Origin of the sequence: Pseudomonas sp. BF-R-26, assembly GCF_019947395.1 — a bacterium.
GTDB lineage: Bacteria > Pseudomonadota > Gammaproteobacteria > Pseudomonadales > Pseudomonadaceae > Aquipseudomonas > Aquipseudomonas farris.
Genome location: NZ_JAGYGK010000010.1, coordinates 54,140 through 79,974, shown reverse-complemented (window position 1 = coordinate 79,974; position 25,835 = coordinate 54,140). Strand labels below are relative to the sequence as shown.

Genomic DNA, 25,835 nt, shown 5'->3' with positions numbered 1-25,835 from the left:
AAATGAGCGGGGAATCAGCCTTCGATAACGGCGAGGATTTCGCTCTCGCCAATTACCAGCAGGTCTTCGCCGTCAACTTTCACAGTGTTGCTGCCGGAGTAAGGGCCGAACACAACCTTGTCACCCACTTTCACGGCCAGCGCACGCACTTCACCGTTGTCCAGTGCTTTGCCTGGGCCTACAGCGAGGACTTCGCCCTGGTTTGGCTTTTCAGCAGCCGAACCTGGCAGGACGATACCGCCAGCGGTTTTCTTTTCTTCTTCGCTGCGACGGACGACGACGCGGTCATGCAGAGGACGAAGCTTCATTGTCGATCTCTCCTAATTGTGGTTTTCATCGGCCGGTGTAGTCCCGGCGGGTTTAACAAATCCGGCGGCGCCGGGTGCGGTTCGTCAAGCGAACCGCGGAAGTCTGTCTGGCGCAATTGCCAGAAACCTTGCGGTGACCGTTACATAAGGGCGCACAAGCTTATTTCAAGGGCTGGGAGCGAAAATTTTTTACGTCGATGCCCTGAAAACGAACACGGCACCCGAGGGTGCCGTGTCGATGGAAGTGTTACTTGGAATCGCGGTGTTCAAACTCGCCTTCAATCACATTGGGCTCACGGCCCAGTGGCTGCTGCGGAGCAGGACCGCCCCGTGGCTGAAGGTCATCGGCGAACGCACGCTGACGTATCGCTTGTTCCTCGGCGCGCAGACGCATTTTATTGGCCAGCAGTCGACGAGAGATCGGCAGCAACATGATCAGACCCAGCACGTCGGTGACGAAGCCCGGCAGAATCAACAGACCGCCAGCCAGGGCCAGCATCAGGCCTTCGAGCATGGTCTGAGCCGGCAGTTCGCCGCGATTCAGGCTTTCACGGGCGCGCAGCGCAGTAGCCAGACCGGCGATACGCAGCACGAACACGCCGAGCATCGAGCCGAGAATGATCAGCAGCAGGGCCGGGAAAAACCCGATCGCCCCACTAACCTTGACGAATACGAACAGCTCCAACACCGGGAACAGTACAAAGAGCAATAAAAAAGGGCGCATCAAATGGTTCCTCAACGCAAGAATACCTTGCCAGTTTTCCTTAGATGACGTCGCCGTTTCGTGAATTCAAGCGTCGGCCACTTCATTTTTCGGCCAATGCTCGGCGTGAGCCAGGAAAACCAAGGCTTCCCGGACTTGTGTCGGCGTATTACAGGGCGTTTGAAACGGCAGCCAGTAGAGCCCCTGCCCGATACGCAAGTGCATGCCTTCGGTGTCGATACCGGCCAATTGCGCCGGTGCAGTTTTCGGCAGCCCCGCCAGCTCGACGTAGTGCGCAATGGCTTTAGCGTGATCGGCATTCATGTGCTCGACCATGCTCACTTCGGCCTTGCCGGAGAACGGGTTGGCGAGGGTCAACTGATCGATCCAGTGGATCGCGCCGAAGCCACCGATGTAGCGGTGACGTACCTCGTTGAGCACCCAGAAATCGAAATCATGGGCCTTGTGATAGTTCTGCGAATCGGGGAAATAGCGGTAGTAACGCTCGGCGGCCGCTTCGATGGCAGCGGGGTCTTGAAGCTTTTCTGCCTCGGCGAGGTAAGTCAGGCGACCAACGGCTTGTACGTCTTCGGCTTCACGCTCACCCACCAGCAGCGAGCATTTCGGATCTTTCTGCAGGTTGTGAGTGTGCTGGGCGATGCGGCTGATAAGGATCAGCGGCCGGCCCCGCTCGTCCAGACAGTAAGGAACCACGGAGCCAAACGGAAAACCGGGCATCGATTTGGAGTGCGTCGAGAGCACTCCACGGTATTCCTTGAGAAGCAATTCTCGGGCATGCTTAGCCACTACAACGCTCAATTTATGACTCCTTATATAGAATCCGTCAAAAAAACGGACAGGCGCCTGGGTAAAGTTCCAGCACGCCATAGGGGCAGTTCTCATGTGCAGCCAGGCCACATCAGGCTCAGATCGAGAGGCCCTCTAGAAGGAAAACCACTCCGATCTGCTATGGGGCTATGCGAATGCAACTCACTGACAAAGTAATCATTATCACCGGCGGTTGCCAGGGTTTAGGCCGTTCCATGGCCGAGTATCTCGCAGGCAAAGGCGCGAAGCTGGCGCTGGTAGATCTGAATCAGGAAAAACTCGACGCCGCCGTCGCGGCGTGCAAAGCCAAGGGTGTCGAGGCCCGCGCCTATCTGTGCAACGTCGCCGATGAAGAGCAAGTGACTCACATGGCCGCCCAGGTGGCTGACGATTTCGGTGCGATCCATGGCTTGATCAACAACGCCGGCATTCTGCGCGACGGCCTGCTGTTGAAGGTCAAGGACGGCGAAATGACCAAGATGAGCCTGGCTCAATGGCAGGCAGTCATCGACGTCAACCTGACCGGCGTGTTCCTGTGCACCCGTGAAGTCGCGGCAAAAATGGTCGAGCTGAATAACAGCGGCGCGATCATCAATATCTCGTCGATTTCGCGCGCCGGCAACGTTGGCCAGACCAACTACTCCGCCGCCAAGGCCGGTGTCGCTGCGGCGACCGTGACCTGGGCCAAGGAACTGGCACGTTACGGCATTCGCGTGGCGGGCATTGCACCGGGCTTCATTGAGACCGAGATGACCCTGAGCATGAAGCCGGAAGCGCTGGAGAAAATGACTTCGGGGATTCCGCTCAAGCGCATGGGTAAACCTGAAGAGATCGCCCAGTCGGCGGCCTACATTTTCGAGAACGACTACTACACCGGTCGGATTCTGGAATTGGATGGCGGGTTGCGGATCTAGAGCAAGATCAAAAGATCGCAGCCTCGCTTCGCTCGACAGCTCCTACAGGTGTAAGCCTATCCATGCAGGAGCTGTCGAGCGAAGCGAGGCTGCGATCTTTTCAGCGAATCAATCGTCGCTGACGGTAATGTTCGGCATCGCCGGCGTTACCGCTTCCTGCAACACAATCCGCGCGCCGACATGGCGGGCCAGTTCCTGGTAAACCATCGCAATCTGACTGTCCGGCTCGGCGATCACCGTTGGCTTGCCGCCATCGGCCTGTTCGCGGATCAGCATCGACAGTGGCAACGAAGCCAACAGTTCGACACCGTACTGGTTGGCCAGCTTCACACCGCCACCCTCACCGAACAGATGCTCGGCATGTCCGCAGTTGGAGCAGATGTGCACGGCCATGTTTTCCACCACGCCCAGCACCGGGATGTTGACCTTGCGGAACATCTCCACGCCCTTGCGCGCGTCCAGCAATGCCAGATCCTGTGGAGTGGTCACGATTACCGCACCGGCCACCGGGACTTTCTGCGCCAGGGTCAGCTGGATATCGCCGGTGCCTGGCGGCATGTCGATAACCAGGTAATCCAGGTCGCCCCAGGCCGTTTGCGTGACCAGTTGCAACAGGGCGCCGGACACCATCGGACCGCGCCAGACCATCGGCGTGTTGTCGTCGGTCAGGAAGGCCATGGACATCACTTCAACGCCATGGGATTCAATCGGAATGAACCACTTCTGATCCTTGACCTTTGGTCGGGTACCTTCAGGGATGCCGAACATGATGCCTTGGCTCGGACCATAGATATCCGCGTCGAGAATCCCGACTTTGGCGCCTTCACGGGCCAGCGCGAGGGCCAGGTTGGCAGCGGTGGTGGATTTGCCCACGCCACCCTTGCCGGACGCCACGGCCACGACGTTCTTGACGTTGGCCAGCCCCGGAATCTGTGCCTGGGCCTTGTGCGCGGCGATCACACTGGTGATCTCGACGCGCGCGGTGACGACGCCGTCCAGGCCTTCGATGGCCAGTTGCAGCAACTGCGCCCAGCCGCTCTTGAACAGACCGGCGGCGTAACCCAGCTCCAGCTGGACGCTGACGCGATCACCCTGGATGTCGATGCTGCGCACGCACCCGGCGCTGACCGGGTCCTGGTTCAGGTAAGGGTCGGTGTATTGGCGAAGGACGGCTTCCACCGCTGCGCGATTGACGGCGCTCATGGGCAACTCCGATAGCAAGACTGGAAAATCAGGCGGGTATCCTAACCGTTCTACATCATAGACGGCATGCCCCACGATGATTTGTGGCAAACACATCCCTGTGCCTGGAGAGCATCCCTGTGGCGAGGGGGCTTGCCCCCGTTGGGTCGCGCAGCGGCCCCCTGCAATCTGTCAGACCGACCGAGTTGTCTGGATTCACGACTGCTTCGCAGCCGAACGGGGCGATGCGGCGTTCCGACAAGCCCCCTCGCCACAGGGGTGAAAAATATGCGCCGGCGCTTTATAGTGGCCGACCTCCGTTTCATCAAGTAGCCGAGCCCCATGTCCGAGCCACGCAAGATCCTCGTCACCAGCGCCCTGCCCTATGCCAATGGTTCGATCCACCTCGGCCATATGCTGGAGTACATCCAGACCGATATGTGGGTGCGCTTCCAGAAGCATCGCGGTAATCAATGCATTTATGTCTGCGCCGACGACGCCCACGGTTCGGCCATCATGCTGCGCGCGGAAAAGGAAGGCATCACCCCGGAACAACTGATCGCCAATGTCCAGGCTGAACACAGCGCCGACTTTGCCGAGTTCCTGGTGGACTTCGACAACTTCCACTCCACTCACTCTGAAGAAAACCGTGAGCTGTCGAGCCAGATCTACCTGAAGCTGCGCGACGCCGGGCACATCGCCACGCGCTCGATCACTCAGTACTTCGACCCGGAAAAGAAAATGTTCCTGGCCGACCGCTTCATCAAGGGCACCTGCCCGAAATGCGGCACCGAGGACCAATACGGCGACAACTGCGAAAAATGCGGTGCGACCTACGCGCCGACCGACCTCAAAGATCCGAAGTCGGCAATCTCCGGCGCCACCCCGGTGCTCAAGGACTCCCAGCACTTCTTCTTCAAGCTGCCGGACTTCCAGGAAATGCTGCAAGCCTGGACTCGCAGCGGCACGTTGCAAGAGGCCGTCGCCAACAAGATCGCCGAATGGCTGGATGCCGGCCTGCAACAGTGGGACATTTCCCGCGATGCGCCGTACTTCGGCTTCGAGATTCCCGACGAGCCGGGCAAGTATTTCTACGTGTGGCTGGACGCGCCAATCGGCTACATGGCCAGCTTCAAGAACCTCTGCGCCCGCCGTCCGGACCTGGACTTCGACGCGTTCTGGAGCAAGGATTCCACCGCCGAGCTGTACCATTTCATCGGCAAGGACATCGTTAACTTCCACGCGCTGTTCTGGCCAGCCATGCTTGAAGGCGCCGGTTTCCGCAAACCGACCGGCATCAACGTACACGGCTACCTGACCGTCAACGGCCAGAAGATGTCCAAGTCTCGCGGCACGTTCGTCAAGGCACGGACTTACCTGGATCACCTGTCGCCGGAATACCTGCGCTACTACTACGCCGCCAAGCTGAGCCGTGGCGTCGACGACCTGGACCTGAACCTCGAAGACTTCGTGCAGAAGGTCAACTCCGACCTGGTCGGCAAAGTCGTCAACATCGCCAGCCGTTGCGCCGGTTTCATCCATAAAGGCAACGCCGGTGTACTGGTAGCCGGCAACGCCGCGCCGGAACTGACCGACGCCTTCCTGGCGGCAGCGCCAAGCATTGCCGAAGCCTATGAAGCTCGCGACTTCGCACGTGCCATGCGCGAAATCATGGGCCTGGCCGACCGCGCCAACGCCTGGATCGCCGACAAGGCGCCGTGGTCGCTGAACAAACAGGAAGGCAAGCAAGATGAAGTCCAGGCCATTTGCGCCTTGGGCATCAACCTGTTCCGCCAGCTGGTGATTTTCCTCAAACCGGTACTGCCGCTGCTGGCCGCCGATGCCGAGGCATTCCTGAATGTCGCCCCGCTGACCTGGAACGACCACGCCACCTTGCTCAGCAATCATCAGCTGAACGAGTTCAAACCGTTGATGACCCGCATCGACCCGGTAAAAGTACAAGCCATGACCGACGCCTCGAAAGAAGACCTGACCGCCAGCGCAACCGACACCGGCGAAGCTGCACCCGCCGGCAACGGTGAACTGGCCAAGGATCCGCTGTCGCCAGAGATCGAGTTCGACGCCTTTGCCGCCGTAGACCTGCGCGTGGCGCTGATCGTCAAGGCCGAAGCCGTGGAAGGTGCCGACAAGCTGCTGCGCCTGACCCTGGACATCGGTGACGAGCAACGCAACGTGTTCTCCGGGATCAAGAGCGCTTACCCGGACCCGTCCAAGCTCAATGGTCGCCTGACCATGATGATCGCCAACCTCAAGCCCCGCAAAATGAAATTCGGGATCTCCGAAGGCATGGTGATGGCAGCCGGCCCTGGCGGTGAAGAAATCTACCTGCTGAGCCCCGACAGCGGCGCCAAGCCGGGTCAGCGCATCAAGTAAAGTTCTGCGGTAAATCGATCCCACAGTCGTGCCCGGCGCGACTGTGGGATTTTCATGTCTGGCCCACCCTCCTTCCTTGCCGGATAATGCCTAACCTTGTTAGACAGGCCTCCTTTTGCCGGCACGATCATGACCGAACTGCTTTTAACGCTTATCAGCGCTGCCCTGATCAACAACCTCGTGTTGCACTGGCCGCTGGGCGTCGATTCGGTGCTGGGCAGCGAGCGGCCGCAGGTCCACGCGCTGGGCATCGCGACAACGTGTCTGATGCTGATCGTCGGCACATTCGGCTATGCGCTCTATCATTGGCTACTGGTGCCGTTAGGGCTGACGTCGCTGCGTTTATTCGTGTTCCTGCCGTTGAGCGTTCTGCTGATCGGCCCGCTGCTGAAACTGCTTTCCCGGTTATTGGCGAAGCTGTCATTCGATGGCCTCTGGCCCCTGCTGCTGGGGAATGCCGGCGTGCTTGGGCTGACATTGCTCAACGCTCAAGACGACAAGGGAATTTTCCACGCCATAGCCCTGAGCCTTGGCGCCGGGCTGGGTTTCTGGCTGGTGCTGAGTCTGTTCAGCGACTTGCGCCAGCGCACACTCGATAACGATATCCCCCTGCCCTTTCGCGGCCTGCCGATCGAGTTGATCGGCGCCGGATTGATCGCGGTGGTTTTTCTCGGATTCAGCGGGCTGATCAAAACATGAGTCTGATTCAACGCATCGACGCCCTCTTGCCGCAGACCCAATGCGGCAAGTGTGGCCACCCCGGATGCAAACCCTACGCCGAAGGCATCGCCAGCGGCGAGCCGATCAACAAGTGCCCACCGGGCGGCAGCGAAACCATCGCGGCCCTGGCCGACTTGCTGAAAGTGCCAGTGCTGGAACTGGACGTCAGTCGCGGTTCGGCACCCGCGCAGATCGCTTACATCCGCGAAGCCGAATGCATCGGCTGCACCAAGTGCATTCAGGCCTGCCCGGTCGACGCCATTGTCGGCGCGGCGAAATTCATGCACACGGTCATCGTCGACGAATGCACCGGTTGCGACCTCTGCGTGGCGCCCTGCCCAGTGGACTGCATCGAGATGCATCCGTTACCGCTGGCCACGGTGCTGCCGATTGTTGGCGGGCTGGCGTTCAGCCTGGAGGAACAACAGGCTCGGGCCGCCAAGCGCAATCATGCGCGACGCCGTTTTGAACAGCGCAATGCCCGTTTGCATCGCGAAGAAGAACAGAAACTCGCCGAACGCCAGGCCCGCGCCCAGCGCGCCGTGCAGCACAGCGAAGTGACGCTCGACCCGGTTCAGGCTGCACTCGAGCGCGTCCGCGCACAGAAAGCCGACAATGCCGATGCGGCACTGAAAAAGGCCAAGGTCGATCTGGCGATGAGTCGGGCGCAGCTGAACAAATCGCTCAAGGCTTTCGGGCATCCGCCAACCTTCGAACAGCAATCGCAACTGATCGTGCTGCAACAGCAGTTCGAAGTCGCCGAACGGGCGCTGGCGCAACTGGAGAGCAGCGCACCGCCGGTTTCTACGCCACCTGCCCCGGCAAAAGATGCCGAGCTGAAACGGGCGAAGATCCAGCTGGCCATGCGCCGCGCCGAACTCAAGAAAGCTCAAACAAGCGAGGCGCCGGCCGAACAGATCGAAGCGTTGCAACATGCACTCAGCGAAGCCGAGCGTCAGGTGGATGCCTATGTCACCCCTTGAATCGGTGGACGAACGCCTTCAGCAAGCCATGAAGCTGGTATTGCTGGCCACCGTGCCGGGGATGCTGATGTTGTTCTGGCTGTACGGCTGGGGTGTATTGATCAACCTGATTCTGGCGGCGGCTACTGCATTGGCCGTGGAAGCGGCGGTATTGCAGCTGCGCAAGCAACCGGTAAAACCGACGCTGAGCGATGGCAGTGCACTGGTCAGTGCGACGCTGTTGGCGCTGGCCTTGCCGCCTTATTGTCCGTGGTGGCTGACAGTCAGTGCTGCGGCGTTCGGACTGTTTTTCGGCAAGCACTTGTATGGCGGCGTCGGCAAGAATCCGTTCAATCCGGCGATGCTCGGTTTCGCGCTGGTTCTGGTGATGTTTCCCCAGCAAATGACCCATTGGCCGGCGTCCCATGGCATGGATTTGTTCGGGGGGTTGCAACAGGTGTTCGGCTTCAGCTTCGGTCAGGCGCCCGATGCGTGGGCCCAGGCCACGGCGCTGGACAGTCTGCGAATCAACAAAAGCCTGACCATGGAAGAACTGTTCGCCGACAATCCGGCATTCGGCCGTTTTGGCGGCCGAGGCATGGAATGGGTCAACCTGGCGTTTCTGGCGGGCGGTGCGTTTCTGCTGCAACGGCGGGTATTCAGCTGGCATGCGCCGGTCGGCATGCTCGCCAGCCTGTTCATCATCAGCCTGTTGTGTTGGAACGGTACGGGCTCCGACTCTCATGGCTCACCACTGTTTCATCTGCTCACCGGAGCGAGCATGCTCGGTGCCTTCTTCATCGTGACAGAACCGATATCCGGCGCGAAAAACCCCACTGCCCGATTACTGTTTGGCGCAGGCGTGGGGTTACTGACTTACCTGATTCGGACGTGGGGCGGATATCCGGATGGCGTGGCCTTTGCGGTCCTGTTGATGAACCTCTGTGTACCGGCGCTGGAGCGGTTTGCCGCGTCCAGACAGGAGCAGGTTGCCCGATGAACCGAGCGACGAGCGTTGTGATCCTGGTAGTGCTGGCAGGCCTGGGGATGGGTGCGACTTACCTCGTGCAGCACACCAGCGCCGCGCGCATTGCCGCCGAACAACACTTGATCGACAGCCGCCAGTTACTGGATCTACTACCGCCCGACAGCTACGACAATCAGCCGCTGGAACACCCCCTCAGTCTCGAAAGCACTCGCCTGGCCAACAGCACGCTGTTGGGTGGCTACCTGGCGTCCAAGGCCGGCCAACCGAGCGCTGTGTTGCTGCGCAGCCAGACACTGGGCTACGCCGGCGCCATCGACTTGCTGATCGCCATCGACCCCCAAGGCACATTAGTGGGGGTCAAAACCCTCAAGCAATCGGAAACCCCGGGGCTGGGCGGCAAGCTCGCCGACTGGCCCAATGCCTGGCTTCAGGTGTTTACCGGCAAGTCGCTAACCGACCCCGATGACAATGGCTGGGCCTTGAAAAAGGACCAAGGGCAATTCGATCAGATCGCGGGCGCGACCATCACCTCAAGAGCGGTGATCAATGCTACCCATGACGCGTTGCGCTACTTCGACGAAAACCGGCAACCGCTGATCGGGAGCAGCGCTCATGAATAAGTCATCGACCCTGCAGAACTCGCTGATGCTGACGCCGCTGATCGGTGTTACTGATTCATTGGTAACAGCCCTGGGCCTGTGGCTGATGTTTGCTCTGGTACTCAGTGCTTACGGTGCGAGCATGGGCATCTTGCGCTCGCGACTGATTCCGGCAACACATTTGCTGGCATGCCTGCTGCTGGCTGCCACGCTGACCAGTTGCGCAGAACTTGCCACGCAAGCCTGGTCGCTCCAATGGCACCAGCATCTGGGTTTCTACGCAGGATTGATCGCTTTGCAATGCGTCGTACTGGAACACAACGGTTTTTTCCAGAGCCCACAGCGTGATCGACTGCGTCTGTGTGGCCTGTTCGGCGCCTTGATGGTGGGCCTTGGCCTGCTGCGCGAGTTCATCGGCAACGGGACACTCGCTAGCCATTTGTCCTGGATGGCCGGCGTCACGCAACCGGACTGGCAAGGCTGGACGCTGATCGCCGACGGTGGCCTGCATCTGGCCACGCTGGCCCCTGGCGGGTTTATTCTGCTGGGACTGTTGATCGCCGCACATCAAGCCTGGACCCGCCGCCCGGCGGCCCCCCATTGACCGCCTTCGAGGAAACGCATCGCCCATGAATGCCGCAAAACGTCTTGAAATTTTCCGCAGGTTTCACGAAGACAATCCTGAACCGAAGACCGAACTGGCCTACTCCTCACCGTTCGAATTGCTGATTGCCGTGATCCTCTCGGCGCAGTCGACCGATGTCGGCGTGAACAAGGCCACCGCCAAACTGTTCCCGGTGGCCAACACGCCAGCGGCGATCCATGCCTTGGGCGTCGAAGGGCTGTCTGAGTACATCAAGACCATCGGCCTGTTCAACAGCAAAGCGAAAAACGTGATCGAAACCTGTCGCATGTTGGTGGAGCTCCATGGAGGTGAAGTGCCACAGACCCGCGAGGCACTGGAGGCATTGCCCGGCGTCGGTCGCAAGACCGCCAACGTGGTGCTCAATACCGCCTTTCGTCAGCTGACCATGGCCGTGGACACCCATATTTTCCGGGTCAGTAACCGTACCGGCATTGCTCCGGGCAAGAACGTGGTCGAGGTGGAGCAAAAACTGATGAAATTCGTGCCGAAGGAATATCTGCTCGACGCTCATCACTGGCTGATTCTTCATGGGCGCTACGTTTGCCTGGCCCGCAAGCCCCGTTGTGGCAGTTGCCGGATCGAGGATTTGTGCGAATACAAGCAAAAGACCTCGGACGATTGAGGCTCTATTAGTTTTTTTGATTGAACGATTGAAAAAATCTTTTTTACCCGCCGGGAAATTGTCGATATAAGGAGCGCCAAAGGGCAGCCTTAGCCTGGAGTTAACCTTATGAGCACTGGCAAAGAGCAATTGGACGTAGAAGACGACTTCACCCCCGTTGAGGCCGATGACGCAGAGCCGGTAGTGGAAGTGGCAAAGACCAACCTGAGCAAACGCCGCACCATCGACAATCTGCTGGAGGAGCGCCGACTGCAGAAGCAATTGGCCGATTACGATTTTGACTTATGACACTTAAAAGCCTCCCGAAACGGAGGCTTTTTACTAAGTGCCGACCCCTGATAAACGCCCGTTCATCGCGCTTCGTCAAACGCTGGCAGCTTCATACCAGGCCATTGCGCTGAGCCAATTCGATCAGGTCGACCAGTGAGCGAGCATTAAGCTTTAACAGCAAACGGGTTTTGTAAGTACTGACAGTTTTATTGCTGAGGAACATTCCATCGGCGATCTCCTTGTTTGTCTTTCCTCGGGCCAACTGTTGCAGGACCATCATTTCCCGCCCGGACAAACGATCCACCATATCGGCTTCACTGGCGTTCCCAAGACTGGAACGCACGGTATGCAGAGCCTGATTAGGAAAGTAGCTGTAGCCTGATAACACGGCCTTTATTGCACTGAGCAATTCAGTGAGATCCTGTTGCTTGCAGACATATCCCGCGGCACCCGATTGCATGCAACGCATGGAAAAGTGCCCTGGCGCCTGGGACGTCAATATCAGTACTTTAAGAGGCATCGCCGTCGACGTCAGGCGCGCGATAACTTCTAACCCATCCAGCTTCGGTATCCCAATATCCAATATGACAATATCCGGCATAAGATCACGGGCAAGTTGCAATGCGTCCACACCATTATCTGTTTCTGCAATGACTTCGTAGCCATGACGTTCCATTAGCATACGTACCGCAAGACGAATGACGGGGTGATCATCCACGATCAGCACTTTATTCATGGGCAAGTCCAATTTTCGCTGTTCGAATTTTTAGAGCCCGCACCATAGCCTAGTCGTTTCACCCATGGCATGCCGTCACCCCCGACCACTCGCAGCGAGAGACATGGCCTACAAACAACACGGATTATTCCTACAAAAAATCATTGCACATCATGAGTCATGAGATTGCTACTAGCCGAACGCTGCTCAGCACTTCGACAATTTTTTTGTATCGACTTACAACCAGAAAAACACAAGAACAGGGTTTGATACTAGTAATCCGACAGACTTCGACTATTGAGCCACCCTCAAAAGTAACGAGCATTTGCCAGCCCCTGTGCAAGTCGCACTCGAACGACTTATGAAAGCTCACATACAGCAACATTTAACCGGCGGAATAAACCTATATAACTTTAAAACAAATAAACAGCCATACCTGAACCAAGAACAATACAGCTACTATAACAACCAATATCACTCAGCAAGAAAGGAGCACAACATAACAACAGAGAAAATCTCATTCACTCATTATCACCCTGAGATCCACACCCACAAACAAATCGAGAAGAAATAATATCTCATGAGCAGAAGACATGATAAAACTCAAAAAAAGAATCACCAACCCCATGACAATCATTGCAATATTTGCAGTACTGTCTGAAACATCGGCTGCTGTATCCCTCCCCTTCCTCGACAACAAGGAGAAAGAACTCTATGTCTGGTTTCTGATTAGTTTTCCCTTTTATTTGCTTTTTCTTTTTTTCGTCACACTAAACTTCAACTATCGATCACTTTACGCGCCCTCCGACTTCAATAAAGGGAAGCACTTCATGAAAGTCATGGACAACGCCAACCAGTCAGGGAACGACCCTTCCTGGGTACCACCAGAAAGCTCGACCCAACACCACGTACGTTTGCCCGAGCACTTAAAAGACCTGCATATCATTGATACACGCTGGATGAACAACAAAATGGCCTTCAGCGCCCTGGTGGAGAGAATTCAGCGAGCACAGGAAAATCCTGCGCAAGTGATCGTATTTCTCACCTGTGCCGAGTCGGAGACGCTGCTGAAGGAAAGTGTGCTCCGGCTTACAAAGCACACCAGGAAACGTAACGGCGCAACGTTCTGCATTGCTTACAATTTGAATTCACACGGCCTGACGATGATTGGTCAAAATCTTTACAGGCATACAGCAGCCAGCTCTTGAAGAGCCATAGGGGAAGGAAGCGAGGAAAGGAACAAGAAGAAAAGCTGAATACGCAGTGTACGACAGGGTATCCCTCTTTCAGATATGTGGCCTCAACGAGGCCACACATCCATTACCGACTCAAAGGTCTCAGAAAAGCTTCCGGCCTTTGTTAGCAGCAATGCGCATGCGCAAGGCGTTGAGCTTGATGAAGCCCGCCGCATCGGCCTGGTTGTAGGCGCCGCCATCTTCCTCGAAGGTCGCGATGTTGGCGTCGAACAACGACTCGTCGGACTTGCGGCCGGTGACGATCACGTTGCCCTTGTACAGCTTCAGGCGCACTACGCCGTTCACGTGGACCTGGGAAGCGTCGATCATCTGTTGCAGCATCAGACGCTCAGGGCTCCACCAGTAACCGGTGTAGATCAGGCTGGCGTATTTCGGCATCAGCTCGTCTTTGAGGTGAGCCACTTCGCGGTCCAGGGTGATCGATTCGATCGCACGGTGAGCGCGCAGCATGATGGTGCCGCCCGGGGTCTCGTAGCAGCCACGGGACTTCATGCCCACGTAACGGTTCTCGACGATATCGAGACGGCCGATACCGTGTTCGCCACCGATACGGTTCAAGGTCGCCAGCACGGTGGCCGGGGTCATTTCGACGCCGTCCAGTGCGACGATATCGCCGTTACGGTAGGTCAGTTCCAGGTATTGCGGCTTGTCTGGAGCGTTCTCCGGGGAGACAGTCCATTTCCACATGTCTTCTTCGTGCTCGGTCCAGGTGTCTTCCAGCACGCCGCCTTCATAGGAGATGTGCAGCAGGTTGGCATCCATCGAGTACGGGGATTTCTTCTTGCCGTGACGCTCGATCGGGATGTTGTGCTTTTCAGCATAATCCATCAGCTTTTCACGGGAGAGCAGGTCCCATTCGCGCCACGGAGCGATCACTTTCACGCCTGGCTTCAAGGCGTAGGCGCCCAGTTCGAAACGAACCTGGTCGTTGCCCTTGCCGGTCGCGCCGTGGGAAATGGCGTCAGCGCCGGTTTCGTTGGCGATTTCGATCAAGCGCTTGGCGATCAACGGACGAGCGATGGAAGTACCCAGCAGGTACTCACCTTCGTAAACGGTGTTGGCGCGGAACATCGGGAACACGAAATCGCGCACGAATTCTTCGCGCAGATCGTCGATGTAGATTTCTTTTACGCCCATGGCCTGTGCCTTGGCGCGGGCCGGTTCGACCTCTTCGCCCTGACCCAGGTCAGCGGTGAAGGTCACTACTTCACAGTTATAAGTATCCTGCAGCCACTTGAGGATCACCGAAGTGTCCAGGCCGCCGGAATACGCCAGAACGACCTTGTTTACGTCCGCCATGCCATCACTCCACGGGGTTCTACGGAAAGCCGTCAAGTCTAACGCTCATGCAGAATAATTTACAGAGGCGCGACAGCTTATGACGACGAAGCGACAGATTATGTCGAGCGAGCGACGATTTCAGCAGGTTCAGGAGGCCTTCGCGGTGCCCGCGGAAGCGGTGGCTTGCGACGCCGGTTGCTCGGTCGGCGCTACCCGTTCGAGGCGCACGGCAACCCGGCGGTTCTTCGCCCGATTGGCGGCATTGTTGTTCGGCGCCAGAGGATAGCGCTCACCGTGAAAACGCAGGGTGATCTGCGATTCCTGAATACCATTGGCTTTGAAGAAATCCATCACGGCCAGCGCCCTGCGTCGCGACAGTTCGCGGTTGGTCAGGCGGTTGCCGCTGTTGTCGGAATGGCCGTCGAGCTCAATGTGATTGACCGTCGGATCGGCTTTCATGAATTCCAGCATGACCTGCAAATGGGCCTTGGCTTGGGCATCGAGATCGATGCCCTCCCCCGGAAAGCCGACTTCGGATTGCTTCACCTGCTCGAAATTCTGCGGCAGCAACTTGGCCACGCAACCCTGATAGTCACTGTAGGCCTTGCTGAATTTGACCGGCAGCAGACGGACTTCAGATACCCGACCGTCGCCCGAGGAGTGTCGAACGACCGGGCTGCGACCGTCCATCAACCCACTGATCAGGCGCCCGGCCTGAACTTGCGAGCTGTTGAACAGCACGTTGCCACTGCCGATCCGCACCGAGCCCAGGTTGATGTCGCCACGCCCCGGCTGCCATGGTGCAGCGGCCGCCAGCAAGGTCGCGGAACCGCCACCGATCACCGAGTTGTAGGCCTTCAAGCGAAATGTCGCCTGCTCGCCGGCACGACGCACGAACTCCCCGGAGCCGAAATCGGTAATGGGTTGAGTCAGGCGGCATTCGAACTTGTCACCCTCGACCGTCCACTCAATGCTCTCCAGACGGGTCTGGAAAGTGAGCGCCATCGCAGGAAGGCTGGCAAACACACTGAGCAAGGCTAAATAACGCTGGCGCACGGGAGGCTCCACTGGCTTCTGCAACAAAAAGACCGACACACATATTTACGGCGTACCTGTTGGATATCGGAAGCTTGCTGCAAAACTTGATAGCGAGTGCCTGGAAGAGTCTTTTCCGGTAGCATTCCCCTGAGTTTGACCCGCCTGGAATCCCCTCATGTCCGACCGCCTGACCCTGCTGCGTCCCGACGACTGGCATATTCATCTTCGCGATGGTGCTGTATTGACCAATACCGTCGCGGATGTCGCGCGCACCTTTGGTCGCGCCATTATCATGCCCAACCTGGTACCGCCGGTGCGCAACGCTGCTGAAGCCAATGGCTATCGCCAGCGGATTCTCGCCGCACGCCCGGCCGGCAGCCGTTTCGAACCGCTGATGGTTCTGTACCTGACCGACCGCACTCAACCCGAAGAGATTCGTGAAGCCAAGGCCAGCGGTTTCGTCTACGCCGCCAAGCTATACCCGGCTGGCGCGACCACCAACTCGGATTCTGGCGTCACCAGCATCGACAAGATTTTCCCCGCACTCGAGGCCATGGCCGAAGTCGGGATGCCCTTGTTGGTTCACGGTGAAGTCACCCGTGGCGATGTCGACGTTTTCGATCGCGAAAAAATCTTCATCGATGAGCACATGCGCCGGGTGGTCGAGCGTTTCCCGACCCTCAAAGTGGTGTTCGAACACATCACCACCGCTGACGCCGTGCAGTTCGTCAACGAGGCTTCGGCCAACGTTGGCGCAACCATCACCGCGCATCACCTGCTGTACAACCGCAACCACATGCTGGTGGGCGGGATTCGGCCGCACTTCTATTGCCTGCCGATCCTCAAGCGTAATACCCACCAGGAAGCCCTGCTCGACGCCGCCACCAGCGGCAGCGACAAGTTCTTCCTCGGCACCGACTCCGCGCCCCATGCCCAGCACGCCAAAGAAGCGGCTTGCGGCTGTGCCGGTTGCTACACCGCTTATGCCGCGATCGAGATGTATGCCGAAGCCTTTGAACAGCGCAACGCGCTGGACAAGCTCGAAGCCTTCGCCAGCCTCAATGGCCCGCGTTTCTACGGCCTGCCAGCGAACACCGATCGCATCACCCTGGTCCGCGATGAGTGGACCGCCCCAACCAGCCTGCCGTTTGGCGAGCTGACCGTAATCCCGCTGCGCGCCGGTGAAAAACTGCGCTGGCGCCTGCTGGAGGAACACGCGTGAGTGAAGACCATTTCGACGACGAACAGGACGGTAATGGCGGCGGAGGCGGTTCCCGCCATCCAATGGCAGCCAGGTTCCGTGGTTACCTGCCGGTCGTTGTCGACGTAGAAACCGGTGGCTTCAACTCGGCCACCGATGCCCTGCTGGAAATCGCCGCCACCGTGATCGGCATGGATGAAAAAGGCTTTGTGTACCCTGAGCACACCTATTTCTTCCGGGTCGAACCGTTCGAAGGCGCGAACATCGAAGCGGCAGCCCTGGAGTTCACCGGGATCAAGCTCGATCACCCGTTGCGCATGGCGGTGAGTGAAGAAGCGGCCCTGACCGATATCTTCCGCGGTGTGCGCAAGGCTCTGAAGGCCAACGGTTGCAAACGGGCGATTCTGGTCGGGCACAACAGCAGCTTCGACCTGGGCTTCCTCAACGCCGCTGTCGCGCGCCTGGACATGAAACGTAACCCGTTTCACCCGTTCTCCAGCTTCGACACGGCGACCCTCGCCGGTCTGGCTTACGGTCAAACCGTATTGGCCAAGGCCTGCCAGGCAGCGGATATCGACTTCGACGGTCGCGAGGCCCACTCGGCCCGCTACGACACCGAGAAGACGGCTGACCTGTTCTGCGGCATCGTCAATCGCTGGAAACAAATGGGCGGCTGGGAAGACTACAACGACTGATCCGTCACTGATCTGTGGTGAGGGAGCTGCTCCCTCACCACAAGTGAACAGCATGGGTTTATCCCGCCCATAAAAAAACCGGCCTTATCAGCCGGTTTTTTTATGCCTCGAACGTGCCTTACAGCGCAGCAGCGTTCTCGGTCAGGTAAGCCGCAACACCTTCGGTGGAAGCGGTCATGCCTTTGTCGCCTTTTTTCCAGTTGGCAGGGCAAACTTCGCCGTGCTCTTCGTGGAATTGCAGAGCGTCGACCAGACGGATCAGCTCTTCGATGTTACGGCCCAGCGGCAGGTCGTTGATGATCTGCGAGCGGACAACGCCTTTGTCGTCGATCAGGAACGCGCCACGGAAAGCCACGCCGCCTTCGGACTCAACGTCGTAGGCCTTGGCGATTTCGTGCTTCAGGTCGGCCGCCATGGTGTAGCGAACTTCGCCGATGCCACCATTGTTGACCGGGGTGTTGCGCCAGGCGTTGTGGGTGAAGTGCGAGTCGATCGAAACGGCTACCACTTCCACGTTGCGTGCCTTGAAGTCAGACATGCGGTTGTCCAGAGCGATCAGCTCGGACGGGCAAACGAAGGTGAAGTCCAGTGGGTAGAAGAACACCAGGCCGTATTTGCCTTTGATGGCCGAGGACAGGGTGAAGCTGTCTACGATTTCGCCATTGCCGAGTACGGCCGGTACGGTGAAGTCAGGGGCTTGTTTGCCTACGAGTACGCTCATTGGATATCTCCTGGTGTAATAACGGTGAAGTGCAGGGTTCGTATCAGCCTGTCACCCTCAGGCGACAGCCCTGTGACACGATCCCCCTTCGCAAAAGGCCGACCATCATACACCGCGTTTTTGGCCTGTCCTCAACGGTTTTTTCTGGAAGGTAAAAAGGCCGCGGCTATATTTTCCTCATGGAAGGCTGAGAAGAAGCCGTTCGTCAGTCACACGCCCTTATGACGAAAACCTTCAGAAACCACTTTGACAATCATTCTCGTTAACATTAAGATCCATCGCAATTGAGTCACAACCAGCGACGGTTCTCACTTATGTATGTCTGCCTCTGCACTGGCGTCACCGACGGTCAAATCCGCGATGCAATCTATGAAGGTTGCTGCAGCTATCGGGAAGTACGTCAGGCCACCGGCGTTGCCAGCCAATGCGGTAAATGCGCCTGCCTTGCCAAGGAAGTGGTCCGTGACACCCTGGGTAAAGTGCAATCGGCCCAGGCGGCGATCCCCTACCCTGCAGAATTTACCGCCGCATAACTACCGTATTTCAAAGAACCGGACTTGATGTCCGGTTTTTTTATGTCTGGAAATCAATCGCTTAGGCACTAGACGCGGAACACAAACATTCTTATTCCGATTAATTTTCATTTAAGTTTCAATAACTTAGGTTTGACACTCTTAATTACGCGGCTCAAACTCTGCCTTTATAGACAGCTAATACAGGGCAGGACCCCATCATGAAAGGCGACATTACAGTCATCCAGCATCTCAACAAGATCCTTGCCAATGAGCTGGTCGCGATCAATCAATACTTTTTGCATGCACGCATGTATGAAGATTGGGGCCTGAACAAGCTCGGCAAGCACGAGTACCACGAATCCATCGACGAGATGAAGCACGCGGACAAGCTGATCAAGCGCATCCTGTTCCTTGAAGGCCTGCCGAACGTCCAGGACCTGGGCAAGCTGCACATCGGCGAACACACCAAGGAAATGCTTGAGTGCGACCTGAAGATCGAACGCGACGGCCATGCTGACCTGAAAGTCGCTATCGCTCACTGCGAAACTGTCGGCGACTTCGGTAGCCGTGAACTGCTCGAAGACATTCTGGAATCCGAAGAAGAACATATCGACTGGCTGGAAACCCAACTGGGCCTGATCGATAAAGTCGGTCTTGAGAACTATCTGCAATCGCAGATGGGCGAAGAGTAAATGCTACGCCGCTAATCGCGATGCAATAAAAAGCCCCGCTCTCTTTTAAAGAGGCGGGGCTTTTTAATGACCGAATTTCAGGCTCACCCTAAAACAAATGTGGGAGCGGGCTTGCTCGTGAAAGCGGTAGGTCAGTCAACTTATCTGTTGAATGTTATACCGCCTTCGCGAGCAAGCCCGCTCCCACACACAGCGAATCAGGCGTCGGTCTTGTTGGCAGCAGCAGCTTCAACAGCGGCTTTGATCGTCGCTTGCAACGAACCGTCGGCAGCCATTTCAGTCATGATGTCGCTACCGCCGACCAGTTCGCCGCCGACCCACAGTTGCGGGAAGGTTGGCCAGTTGGCGTACTTTGGCAGGTTGGCGCGGATTTCCGGGTTCTGCAGGATGTCCACATAGGCAAACTTTTCGCCACAGGCCATAACAGCCTGAGCGGCTTTCGCGGAGAACCCACACTGTGGGGCATTCGGCGAGCCTTTCATGTAAAGCAGAATGGTGTTGTTGGCAATCTGCTCTTTAATCGTTTCGATGATATCCATGGAGCACCTCGGCTGAACTTTCCGACTCAGTGGTCGGCACGGTGGCGCATTGTAACGGAAACCCGAGCGCCATGCTCGGCCTCCCCGACAGTCATGTTCACGCCGCCGCCACGGTCACCGGTACGCCATTCAACGCCGCATTGCCCGACAACTCATCGAGCTGACATTCGTCAGTCAGGTCATTGGCGCTGGAGCCGGGTTGACCGCTGGCAATCGTCATCTGCACACCCGGTCGCGCATGCCCCCAACCGTGAGGAAGGCTGACCACACCTTTCATCATATCCAGGCTGGCGACCACTTCAACCTCGATCACGCCGACCCGCGAACTGACGCGCACCCGCTGCCCATCGCTGAGCCCCCGGCTGGCCAAGTCGTCCGGGTTCATCAGCAGTTGATGGCGCGGTTTGCCCTTCACCAGACGGTGATAGTTGTGCATCCATGAGTTGTTACTACGCACATGACGGCGGCCGATCATCAGCAGCTCATCGGCGGCCGGTGCTTGCAATGCCGCGAAGCGCGCCAGGTCGGCGAGGATCTCGACAGGCGCTGCCTGGACTCGCTGATTGGCCGTTTTCAGGCGTGGCGCCAGGTTGGGTTTAAGCGCGCCCAGATCGATACCGTGAGGATGATCGAACAAGGTCGCCAGCGACAACTTGTGTTCCGAAGCGTCGCCATACAGGCCCATCCGCAGCCCTCGGTCGATCATCTGCGCCGGCGCGATGGTCGGTTTCAGTTCCTTGCCGGTCTTGGTCGCAAAGGCTTTGGCCAGCCCCACGAAGATCTCCCAGTCATGCAGCGCACCTTCCGGCTTGGCGAGGATCGCCCGGTTGAAGCGGGTGACGTTGCGCACCGCGAACATGTTGAACGTGGTGTCGTAATGATCGTTTTCCAGCGCCGAAGTCGACGGCAGGATCAGGTCGGCATAACGCGTGGTTTCATTGATGTACAGGTCGACACTGACCATGAACTCCAACCCGTCCAGTGCCTGCTCCAATTGCCGGCCATTAGGCGTGGACAGCACCGGATTACCCGCCACGGTGATCAGCGCGCGGACCTGCCCTTCCCCTTCGGTGAGCATCTCTTCGGCCAGCGCCGATACTGGCAGTTCTCCAGCGTATTCCGGACGTCCGGACACGCGACTCTGCCACCGGTTGAAATGCCCGCCCGAGGTCGATGCCACCAGATCCACCGCAGGCTCGGTGCACAGCGCACCGCCCACCCGATCGAGGTTGCCGGTGACCAAATTGATCAATTGCACCAGCCAATGGCACAGGGTGCCGAAAGCCTGAGTCGAAACGCCCATGCGGCCGTAGCAGACCGCTGTCGGCGCTGCCGCGAAGTCCCGTGCCAGTTGACGGATCTGCTCGGCGGGCACCGCGCACAGCGGGCTCATGGCTTCGGTGGTGAAACCTGCGATCGCCTCACGCACTTCGTCCAGGCCGTCGACCGGTAAGTGACTGTCGCGGGTCAAGCCTTCGGCGAACAAGGTATTGAGCAGCCCGAACAACAGCGCCGCATCGCCACCGGGGCGCACGAACAGATGCTGATCGGCAATCGCCGCCGTTTCGCTGCGACGCGGATCGACCACCACTACTTTGCCGCCCCGGGCCTGAATCGCCTTGAGGCGCTTCTCTACATCCGGCACGGTCATGATGCTGCCGTTGGAGGCCAGTGGATTACCGCCCAGGATCAGCATGAAATCGGTGTGATCGATGTCCGGAATCGGCAACAGCAAGCCGTGGCCGTACATCAAGTGACTGGTCAGGTGATGGGGCAATTGATCGACCGACGTCGCGGAAAACCGGTTGCGGGTTTTCAACAGACCGAGGAAGTAATTGCTATGGGTCATCAACCCGTAGTTGTGCACGCTGGGGTTGCCCTGATAGACCGCCACCGCGTTCTGCCCGTGACGCTCCTGAATCGCCGCCAGGCGTTCGGCCACAAGACTGAAGGCATCTTCCCACTCGATAGGCTGCCACTCGCTGCCCACTCGCAGCATCGGCTGACGCAGGCGATCCGGATCGTTCTGGATGTCTTGCAGGGCAACCGCTTTGGGGCAGATATGCCCGCGGCTGAAGGTGTCTTGGGGGTCACCCTTGATCGAGGTGATCTGTACGCCGCTGCCTTCGACCTCGGTGGTTTCGATGGTCAGGCCGCAGATGGCTTCACACAGGTGGCACGCACGGTGATGGAGAGTCTTGGTCATGGCCAGTCTCTGTTTTGTTCTGGGCGGGCAATATCGGCCGCGGGAACAAAACTATGGCGCGCGACTCGCCCCTTTGCCAGCGACGTTCGTCTTGTGAATCGGCAACCATCAGGCCAGCCGATGACAGCAAGGGATCAGTTCGGCGGCAGACTCGGCGGCGCCTGCAACTGGATCTCCTCGATGGTTTCGATCTGCTCGTGGGCAACATGCACGCCGGTGAGCTCGCCAATCAGTCGCCAATGCTCGTCGAGCCCGGCGCTGATGGTGGCCATGCGGTCGATCATGCGCCGGCCGGCCACCTTCGTGACTTCGTCTTCACTACGCATCAGCTCGAAAGACATCGAGGTCATGGAAGCGGTGAGGTGAGTCAGGGAGCGGGCCGTAAGGCCGAGTAGCTCCATTAACAGTTGTTCTTTCGATTCCATTCCTGAGGCTTCCTGCGTCGCTCGTGCTCTAGTTATAACCCAGCACTTTGCTTTAGCAAATGTTTCGGACAAGACACATTGCCCGCCAAAGGCCCGAATGACAGGTCAAAAACCGACCGCCAGCGTGTCGCCCGCGCCCTGTTTGATTGCCAAGCCCGGCGAGCGCGGTGTACAAATGGTTAGCTGCTGTCAGGAAACAGGCTTCAAAAGCGCTACTGCGGTCACCCGTAGCCCCTCTGAAATCCTCTAAACACCGTAGCCCATTGGAAAAACGCGACATTTAATGTCAATATCGCGCCTTCCCCTATTTCGTCGCCCCGTGCGGCTTACGCCGCAGGTCTCGCCCGTTTTTCAGTTAAACAAGGCTTTGAGTATCTGCGGTCTGTTGCAAAAAGGTAGTCAATGATGAGCGCAAGGCACTTTCTCTCCCTGATGGATTGCACGCCCGAAGAGCTGGTCAGCGTGATCCGTCGAGGCGTTGAGCTCAAAGACCTGCGTAACCGCGGCGTACTGTTCGAGCCTCTGAAAAACCGCGTGCTCGGGATGATTTTCGAGAAATCGTCGACCCGCACCCGTATTTCGTTCGAAGCCGGCATGATCCAGCTCGGTGGGCAGGCGATCTTCCTGTCGCCACGCGATACCCAACTGGGTCGCGGCGAGCCGATCGGCGACTGTGCCATCGTCATGTCGAGCATGCTCGATGCAGTGATGATCCGTACCTTTGCCCACAGCACCCTGACCGAATTCGCCGCCAACTCCCGCGTGCCCGTGATCAACGGCCTGTCCGATGACCTGCACCCGTGCCAGTTACTGGCCGACATGCAAACCTTCCTCGAACACCGCGGTTCGATTCAAGGCAAGACCGTGGCCTGGATCGGCGATGGCAACAACATGTGCAACAGCTATATAGAAGCGGCGATCCAGTTCGACTTCCAGTTGCGCATCGCCTGCCCGGAAGGTTACGAGCCTAACCCTGAGTTCGTGGCTAAAGCCGGCGATCGGGTGACCATCGTCCGCGATCCGCAGGAAGCCGTGCGTGGCGCGCACCTAGTGAGCACCGACGTCTGGACCTCCATGGGCCAGGAAGAGGAAACCGCCAAGCGCCTGAAGTTGTTCGCACCGTTCCAGGTCAACCGTGCCCTGCTCGACCTGGCCGCGACGGACGTGCTGTTCATGCATTGCCTGCCGGCCCACCGTGGTGAGGAAATCAGCCTCGACCTGCTCGACGACTCGCGCTCGGTGGCCTGGGATCAAGCCGAAAACCGTCTTCATGCGCAAAAGGCCTTGCTCGAATTCCTCGTCCCGCCTTCGTACCACCACGCATGAGCCAGCCATTACTGCTGAACCTGCGCAACCTGGCCTGCGGTTACCAAAACCAGCGGGTTGTGCAGAACCTCAACCTGCATTTGAATGCCGGCGATATCGGTTGCCTGCTGGGGTCTTCGGGCTGCGGCAAAACCACCACCCTGCGGGCGATTGCCGGTTTTGAACCGGTGCACGAAGGCGAAATCCAGCTGGCGGGCGAGACCATCTCCAGCGCTGGTTTCACCCTCGCCCCGGAGAAGCGCCGGATCGGCATGGTGTTCCAGGATTACGCACTGTTTCCGCATTTGAGCGTGGCCGAGAACATCGCTTTCGGGATCCGCAAGCACCCGCAAAAGGATCGCATCACCGAAGAGCTGCTCGAACTGGTCAACCTGAAAAACCTCGGCAAGCGCTTCCCTCATGAGTTGTCCGGTGGTCAGCAGCAACGTGTCGCCCTCGCCCGCGCCTTGGCGCCGGAACCGCAGCTGCTGTTGCTCGACGAACCGTTTTCCAACCTCGACGGCGAATTGCGACGCAAGCTCAGCCATGAAGTACGCGCCATTCTCAAGGCTCGCGGCACCAGTGCGATTCTGGTGACCCACGATCAGGAAGAAGCCTTCGCGGTCAGTGACCATGTGGGGGTTTTCAAGGAAGGTCGCCTGGAGCAGTGGGACACGCCCTACAACCTCTATCACGAACCCCTTACGCCATTCGTGGCCAGTTTCATTGGCCAGGGTTACTTCATTCGCGGTCAGTTGAGCAGCCCGGAGTCGGTACAGACCGAGTTGGGTGAATTGCGCGGCAACCGTGCCTACACCTGGCCAATCGGTTGTGCCGTGGATGTGTTGTTGCGTCCGGACGATATCGTCTATGCGCCGGACAGCCCACTGAGGGCGCAGATTGTTGGCAAGAGCTTCCAGGGCGCATCAACCCTGTACCGCTTGCAGTTGCCTACGGGCGCGCAGCTGGAGTCGATTTTCCCGAGCCATGCCGATCATCTGGTCGGTGCTGAAGTAGGCATTCGGGTGGCGGCTGAACACCTGGTGCTGTTTCAGGCGAACGGCAGCACGGCGGCGCAGATCCCGGTGATCGAATCCGGTGTTCGGCGGTACAGCACCGCCAGCTGACACCAGAATCTGTAGGAGCGAGGCTTGCCCGCGAAGGCGTCGTGTCAGTCAATGATGATGTCGACTGACACGGCGCCTTCGCGGGCAACTCGGATCGCCGCACCGCTCGCTCCTACAAAAAATCATCCGAGCAATAATTTGCCGCTTGCGACCAGCGTCGCATTCCCGCCAATACTCACCCGATCCCCTTCCAGCTGGCAAAACAACTCCCCGCCCCGTGCCGAACACTGATAAGCCGTCAGACTCGACTTGCCCAAGCGTTCCGACCAATACGGAATCAGGCTGCAATGGGTCGACCCGGTCACCGGGTCTTCGTTGATGCCGATTGCCGGGGCAAAGTATCGCGACACAAAATCATGCTTGTTGCCCTTGGCCGTCACAATGGCGCCCAGCCACGGCAGTTTTGCCAGCGCAACCATGTCCGGCTGACAATCGAGCACCGCTTGCTCGGACTCCAGCACCACGAACAATTCTTTCGAGCCCAGCACATCAACCGCTTTCACACCCAAGGCGCGCTCGATATCCAGGGTCACGCCCACTTCCGTCGGCACGATGACCGGGAAATCCAGCCACAAGCGCTCGCCCTCACGGCTGACACTCAGCAGGCCGGACTGGCAGATGAAGTCCAGCCGTTCGACCGGTTCCTTATAGATTTCAAACAGAACATAGGCGCTGGCCAGGGTCGCATGGCCGCATAACGGGACTTCGGTGGTCGGGGTAAACCAGCGGATGTGCCAAACGGCCGCCTCACGTACCAGAAACGCGGTTTCGGCGAGGTTGTGTTCGGCGGCGATTTTTTGCATCAACTCATCGTCGAGCCAGGCATCGAGCCGGTACACCATCGCCGGGTTGCCACTGAACGGCTGATCACTGAACGCGTCGACCTGATGAAACTCTAGCTGCATGCCACATCTCCCTTTTTTAGGTCGACGAGCATGCAGCCACGAAGAGCCCTTCACCAGTGACAGAACCAATCAATTTCC

Annotated in this window: 28 protein-coding genes; 16 read left to right on the top strand and 12 right to left on the bottom strand. The window is 58.2% G+C overall.

Annotated features, from left to right (window positions below):
- Window positions 1-14 precede the first annotated feature (14 nt).
- The 3 genes from KGB18_RS16550 to KGB18_RS16540 form a co-directional block, all read right to left on the bottom strand.
- A complete protein-coding gene (locus KGB18_RS16550) occupies window positions 15-308 on the bottom strand; it encodes a co-chaperone GroES (RefSeq protein WP_007898444.1) in 294 nt (97 codons plus the stop codon).
- A gap of 247 nt (window positions 309-555) precedes the next feature.
- Window positions 556-1,032, bottom strand: coding sequence for an FxsA family protein (locus KGB18_RS16545; RefSeq protein WP_052966136.1), 477 nt, complete (start codon window positions 1,030-1,032; stop codon window positions 556-558).
- Window positions 1,033-1,098: 66 nt separating this feature from the next.
- Window positions 1,099-1,830: a HugZ family protein gene (locus KGB18_RS16540; RefSeq protein WP_123719344.1), complete on the bottom strand. Its 732-nt coding sequence runs from the start codon at window positions 1,828-1,830 to the stop codon at window positions 1,099-1,101.
- Window positions 1,831-1,994: 164 nt separating this feature from the next.
- Between KGB18_RS16540 and KGB18_RS16535 the strand changes: the two genes are divergently transcribed.
- Window positions 1,995-2,753: an SDR family oxidoreductase gene (locus KGB18_RS16535; RefSeq protein ID WP_038981884.1), complete on the top strand. Its 759-nt coding sequence runs from the start codon at window positions 1,995-1,997 to the stop codon at window positions 2,751-2,753.
- 108 nt (window positions 2,754-2,861) lie between these two features.
- Here KGB18_RS16535 and apbC read toward each other — a convergent pair whose 3' ends face one another.
- Window positions 2,862-3,956 carry an iron-sulfur cluster carrier protein ApbC gene (gene apbC / locus KGB18_RS16530; protein WP_123719345.1) on the bottom strand — a complete coding sequence of 365 codons (1,095 nt, stop codon included), beginning with the start codon at window positions 3,954-3,956 and terminating at the stop codon, window positions 2,862-2,864.
- Window positions 3,957-4,277: 321 nt separating this feature from the next.
- Here apbC and metG point away from each other — a divergent pair, with 321 nt between their 5' ends.
- The 8 genes from metG (at window position 4,278) to KGB18_RS16490 (ending at window position 11,154) form a co-directional block, all read left to right on the top strand.
- Window positions 4,278-6,329: a methionine--tRNA ligase gene (gene metG / locus KGB18_RS16525; RefSeq protein ID WP_123719346.1), complete on the top strand. Its 2,052-nt coding sequence runs from the start codon at window positions 4,278-4,280 to the stop codon at window positions 6,327-6,329.
- A 129-nt stretch (window positions 6,330-6,458) separates the two neighbouring features.
- On the top strand, window positions 6,459-7,028 hold the full coding sequence (locus tag KGB18_RS16520; RefSeq protein ID WP_123719347.1) for an Rnf-Nqr domain containing protein: 570 nt from the start codon (window positions 6,459-6,461) through the stop codon (window positions 7,026-7,028).
- Window positions 7,025-8,032, top strand: a complete 1,008-nt coding sequence (gene rsxB / locus KGB18_RS16515; protein ID WP_223570244.1) for an electron transport complex subunit RsxB — start codon at window positions 7,025-7,027, stop codon at window positions 8,030-8,032. The genes KGB18_RS16520 and rsxB overlap by 4 nt, the downstream gene beginning before the upstream one ends.
- Window positions 8,019-9,011: an RnfABCDGE type electron transport complex subunit D gene (locus KGB18_RS16510; RefSeq protein WP_223570243.1), complete on the top strand. Its 993-nt coding sequence runs from the start codon at window positions 8,019-8,021 to the stop codon at window positions 9,009-9,011. Before rsxB ends, KGB18_RS16510 begins: the two co-directional genes overlap by 14 nt.
- Entirely contained in the window at window positions 9,008-9,619 is a 612-nt protein-coding gene (locus KGB18_RS16505) for an RnfABCDGE type electron transport complex subunit G (protein WP_223570242.1), read from the top strand. The genes KGB18_RS16510 and KGB18_RS16505 overlap by 4 nt, the downstream gene beginning before the upstream one ends.
- Complete coding sequence (locus KGB18_RS16500; protein ID WP_123719351.1) at window positions 9,612-10,202, top strand: Rnf-Nqr domain containing protein; 591 nt, start codon at window positions 9,612-9,614, stop codon at window positions 10,200-10,202. The genes KGB18_RS16505 and KGB18_RS16500 overlap by 8 nt, the downstream gene beginning before the upstream one ends.
- Before the next feature lie 25 nt (window positions 10,203-10,227).
- Complete coding sequence (gene nth / locus KGB18_RS16495; protein WP_052966146.1) at window positions 10,228-10,866, top strand: endonuclease III; 639 nt, start codon at window positions 10,228-10,230, stop codon at window positions 10,864-10,866.
- Window positions 10,867-10,974: 108 nt separating this feature from the next.
- Window positions 10,975-11,154 carry a PA3496 family putative envelope integrity protein gene (locus KGB18_RS16490; protein ID WP_007898493.1) on the top strand — a complete coding sequence of 60 codons (180 nt, stop codon included), beginning with the start codon at window positions 10,975-10,977 and terminating at the stop codon, window positions 11,152-11,154.
- Window positions 11,155-11,245: 91 nt separating this feature from the next.
- Here KGB18_RS16490 and KGB18_RS16485 read toward each other — a convergent pair whose 3' ends face one another.
- Complete coding sequence (locus KGB18_RS16485) at window positions 11,246-11,872, bottom strand: response regulator transcription factor (protein ID WP_008069501.1); 627 nt, start codon at window positions 11,870-11,872, stop codon at window positions 11,246-11,248.
- Between the two features lie 572 nt (window positions 11,873-12,444).
- Here KGB18_RS16485 and KGB18_RS16480 point away from each other — a divergent pair.
- Window positions 12,445-13,059, top strand: coding sequence for a hypothetical protein (locus KGB18_RS16480; protein ID WP_223570241.1), 615 nt, complete (start codon window positions 12,445-12,447; stop codon window positions 13,057-13,059).
- A gap of 129 nt (window positions 13,060-13,188) precedes the next feature.
- Here KGB18_RS16480 and KGB18_RS16475 read toward each other — a convergent pair whose 3' ends face one another.
- Window positions 13,189-14,406, bottom strand: a complete 1,218-nt coding sequence (locus KGB18_RS16475) for an argininosuccinate synthase (protein WP_123719354.1) — start codon at window positions 14,404-14,406, stop codon at window positions 13,189-13,191.
- 129 nt (window positions 14,407-14,535) lie between these two features.
- Complete coding sequence (locus KGB18_RS16470; protein WP_123719355.1) at window positions 14,536-15,444, bottom strand: flagellar protein MotY; 909 nt, start codon at window positions 15,442-15,444, stop codon at window positions 14,536-14,538.
- Window positions 15,445-15,601: 157 nt separating this feature from the next.
- Here KGB18_RS16470 and pyrC point away from each other — a divergent pair, with 157 nt between their 5' ends.
- Together pyrC and rnt are read left to right on the top strand one after the other, a co-directional pair.
- Window positions 15,602-16,648 carry a dihydroorotase gene (gene pyrC / locus KGB18_RS16465; RefSeq protein ID WP_123719356.1) on the top strand — a complete coding sequence of 349 codons (1,047 nt, stop codon included), beginning with the start codon at window positions 15,602-15,604 and terminating at the stop codon, window positions 16,646-16,648.
- Complete coding sequence (rnt, locus tag KGB18_RS16460) at window positions 16,645-17,322, top strand: ribonuclease T (RefSeq protein WP_007898509.1); 678 nt, start codon at window positions 16,645-16,647, stop codon at window positions 17,320-17,322. Before pyrC ends, rnt begins: the two co-directional genes overlap by 4 nt.
- Window positions 17,323-17,440: 118 nt before the next feature.
- Here rnt and KGB18_RS16455 read toward each other — a convergent pair whose 3' ends face one another.
- Window positions 17,441-18,043, bottom strand: a complete 603-nt coding sequence (locus tag KGB18_RS16455; RefSeq protein ID WP_007898510.1) for a peroxiredoxin — start codon at window positions 18,041-18,043, stop codon at window positions 17,441-17,443.
- 314 nt (window positions 18,044-18,357) lie between these two features.
- On the opposite strand from KGB18_RS16455, the gene KGB18_RS16450 reads away from it, so the two are divergent.
- On the top strand, window positions 18,358-18,576 hold the full coding sequence (locus tag KGB18_RS16450) for a bacterioferritin-associated ferredoxin (RefSeq protein WP_123358041.1): 219 nt from the start codon (window positions 18,358-18,360) through the stop codon (window positions 18,574-18,576).
- 200 nt (window positions 18,577-18,776) lie between these two features.
- Window positions 18,777-19,250 carry a bacterioferritin gene (bfr, locus tag KGB18_RS16445; RefSeq protein WP_019651359.1) on the top strand — a complete coding sequence of 158 codons (474 nt, stop codon included), beginning with the start codon at window positions 18,777-18,779 and terminating at the stop codon, window positions 19,248-19,250.
- A 197-nt stretch (window positions 19,251-19,447) separates the two neighbouring features.
- Here the strand turns inward: bfr and grxD are convergent, their stop codons facing one another.
- The 3 genes from grxD to KGB18_RS16430 form a co-directional block, all read right to left on the bottom strand.
- On the bottom strand, window positions 19,448-19,789 hold the full coding sequence (grxD, locus tag KGB18_RS16440; protein ID WP_007898513.1) for a Grx4 family monothiol glutaredoxin: 342 nt from the start codon (window positions 19,787-19,789) through the stop codon (window positions 19,448-19,450).
- Between the two features lie 97 nt (window positions 19,790-19,886).
- Window positions 19,887-21,995, bottom strand: coding sequence for a molybdopterin oxidoreductase family protein (locus tag KGB18_RS16435; RefSeq protein ID WP_123719357.1), 2,109 nt, complete (start codon window positions 21,993-21,995; stop codon window positions 19,887-19,889).
- 134 nt (window positions 21,996-22,129) lie between these two features.
- Window positions 22,130-22,420, bottom strand: a complete 291-nt coding sequence (locus KGB18_RS16430) for a hypothetical protein (RefSeq protein WP_038981868.1) — start codon at window positions 22,418-22,420, stop codon at window positions 22,130-22,132.
- A 405-nt stretch (window positions 22,421-22,825) separates the two neighbouring features.
- On the opposite strand from KGB18_RS16430, the gene argF reads away from it, so the two are divergent.
- Both argF and KGB18_RS16420 read left to right on the top strand, forming a co-directional pair.
- Complete coding sequence (argF, locus tag KGB18_RS16425; protein ID WP_123719358.1) at window positions 22,826-23,746, top strand: ornithine carbamoyltransferase; 921 nt, start codon at window positions 22,826-22,828, stop codon at window positions 23,744-23,746.
- Window positions 23,743-24,852 (top strand): ABC transporter ATP-binding protein, encoded by a 1,110-nt coding sequence (locus tag KGB18_RS16420; protein ID WP_123719359.1) that lies wholly within the window; start codon window positions 23,743-23,745, stop codon window positions 24,850-24,852. The genes argF and KGB18_RS16420 overlap by 4 nt, the downstream gene beginning before the upstream one ends.
- A gap of 122 nt (window positions 24,853-24,974) precedes the next feature.
- On the opposite strand, the gene KGB18_RS16415 is transcribed toward KGB18_RS16420, so the two are convergent.
- Entirely contained in the window at window positions 24,975-25,757 is a 783-nt protein-coding gene (locus KGB18_RS16415; RefSeq protein ID WP_123719360.1) for a PhzF family phenazine biosynthesis protein, read from the bottom strand.
- Window positions 25,758-25,835: the final 78 nt, after the last annotated feature.

Excerpts from the sequence above, each read along its gene's own strand:
- KGB18_RS16550 (WP_007898444.1), bottom strand. The coding sequence starts at position 308 with ATGAAGCTTCGTCCTCTGCATGACCGCGTCGTCGTCCGTCGCAGCGAA.
- KGB18_RS16545 (WP_052966136.1), bottom strand. The coding sequence starts at position 1,032 with ATGCGCCCTTTTTTATTGCTCTTTGTACTGTTCCCGGTGTTGGAGCTG.
- KGB18_RS16535 (WP_038981884.1), top strand. The coding sequence starts at position 1,995 with ATGCAACTCACTGACAAAGTAATCATTATCACCGGCGGTTGCCAGGGT.
- apbC (WP_123719345.1), bottom strand. The coding sequence starts at position 3,956 with ATGAGCGCCGTCAATCGCGCAGCGGTGGAAGCCGTCCTTCGCCAATAC.
- metG (WP_123719346.1), top strand. The coding sequence starts at position 4,278 with ATGTCCGAGCCACGCAAGATCCTCGTCACCAGCGCCCTGCCCTATGCC.
- KGB18_RS16520 (WP_123719347.1), top strand. The coding sequence starts at position 6,459 with ATGACCGAACTGCTTTTAACGCTTATCAGCGCTGCCCTGATCAACAAC.
- rsxB (WP_223570244.1), top strand. The coding sequence starts at position 7,025 with ATGAGTCTGATTCAACGCATCGACGCCCTCTTGCCGCAGACCCAATGC.
- KGB18_RS16510 (WP_223570243.1), top strand. The coding sequence starts at position 8,019 with ATGTCACCCCTTGAATCGGTGGACGAACGCCTTCAGCAAGCCATGAAG.
- KGB18_RS16505 (WP_223570242.1), top strand. The coding sequence starts at position 9,008 with ATGAACCGAGCGACGAGCGTTGTGATCCTGGTAGTGCTGGCAGGCCTG.
- KGB18_RS16500 (WP_123719351.1), top strand. The coding sequence starts at position 9,612 with ATGAATAAGTCATCGACCCTGCAGAACTCGCTGATGCTGACGCCGCTG.
- nth (WP_052966146.1), top strand. The coding sequence starts at position 10,228 with ATGAATGCCGCAAAACGTCTTGAAATTTTCCGCAGGTTTCACGAAGAC.
- KGB18_RS16490 (WP_007898493.1), top strand. The coding sequence starts at position 10,975 with ATGAGCACTGGCAAAGAGCAATTGGACGTAGAAGACGACTTCACCCCC.
- KGB18_RS16485 (WP_008069501.1), bottom strand. The coding sequence starts at position 11,872 with ATGAATAAAGTGCTGATCGTGGATGATCACCCCGTCATTCGTCTTGCG.
- KGB18_RS16480 (WP_223570241.1), top strand. The coding sequence starts at position 12,445 with ATGATAAAACTCAAAAAAAGAATCACCAACCCCATGACAATCATTGCA.
- KGB18_RS16475 (WP_123719354.1), bottom strand. The coding sequence starts at position 14,406 with ATGGCGGACGTAAACAAGGTCGTTCTGGCGTATTCCGGCGGCCTGGAC.
- pyrC (WP_123719356.1), top strand. The coding sequence starts at position 15,602 with ATGTCCGACCGCCTGACCCTGCTGCGTCCCGACGACTGGCATATTCAT.
- KGB18_RS16455 (WP_007898510.1), bottom strand. The coding sequence starts at position 18,043 with ATGAGCGTACTCGTAGGCAAACAAGCCCCTGACTTCACCGTACCGGCC.
- KGB18_RS16450 (WP_123358041.1), top strand. The coding sequence starts at position 18,358 with ATGTATGTCTGCCTCTGCACTGGCGTCACCGACGGTCAAATCCGCGAT.
- bfr (WP_019651359.1), top strand. The coding sequence starts at position 18,777 with ATGAAAGGCGACATTACAGTCATCCAGCATCTCAACAAGATCCTTGCC.
- grxD (WP_007898513.1), bottom strand. The coding sequence starts at position 19,789 with ATGGATATCATCGAAACGATTAAAGAGCAGATTGCCAACAACACCATT.
- KGB18_RS16435 (WP_123719357.1), bottom strand. The coding sequence starts at position 21,995 with ATGACCAAGACTCTCCATCACCGTGCGTGCCACCTGTGTGAAGCCATC.
- KGB18_RS16430 (WP_038981868.1), bottom strand. The coding sequence starts at position 22,420 with ATGGAATCGAAAGAACAACTGTTAATGGAGCTACTCGGCCTTACGGCC.
- argF (WP_123719358.1), top strand. The coding sequence starts at position 22,826 with ATGAGCGCAAGGCACTTTCTCTCCCTGATGGATTGCACGCCCGAAGAG.
- KGB18_RS16420 (WP_123719359.1), top strand. The coding sequence starts at position 23,743 with ATGAGCCAGCCATTACTGCTGAACCTGCGCAACCTGGCCTGCGGTTAC.
- KGB18_RS16415 (WP_123719360.1), bottom strand. The coding sequence starts at position 25,757 with ATGCAGCTAGAGTTTCATCAGGTCGACGCGTTCAGTGATCAGCCGTTC.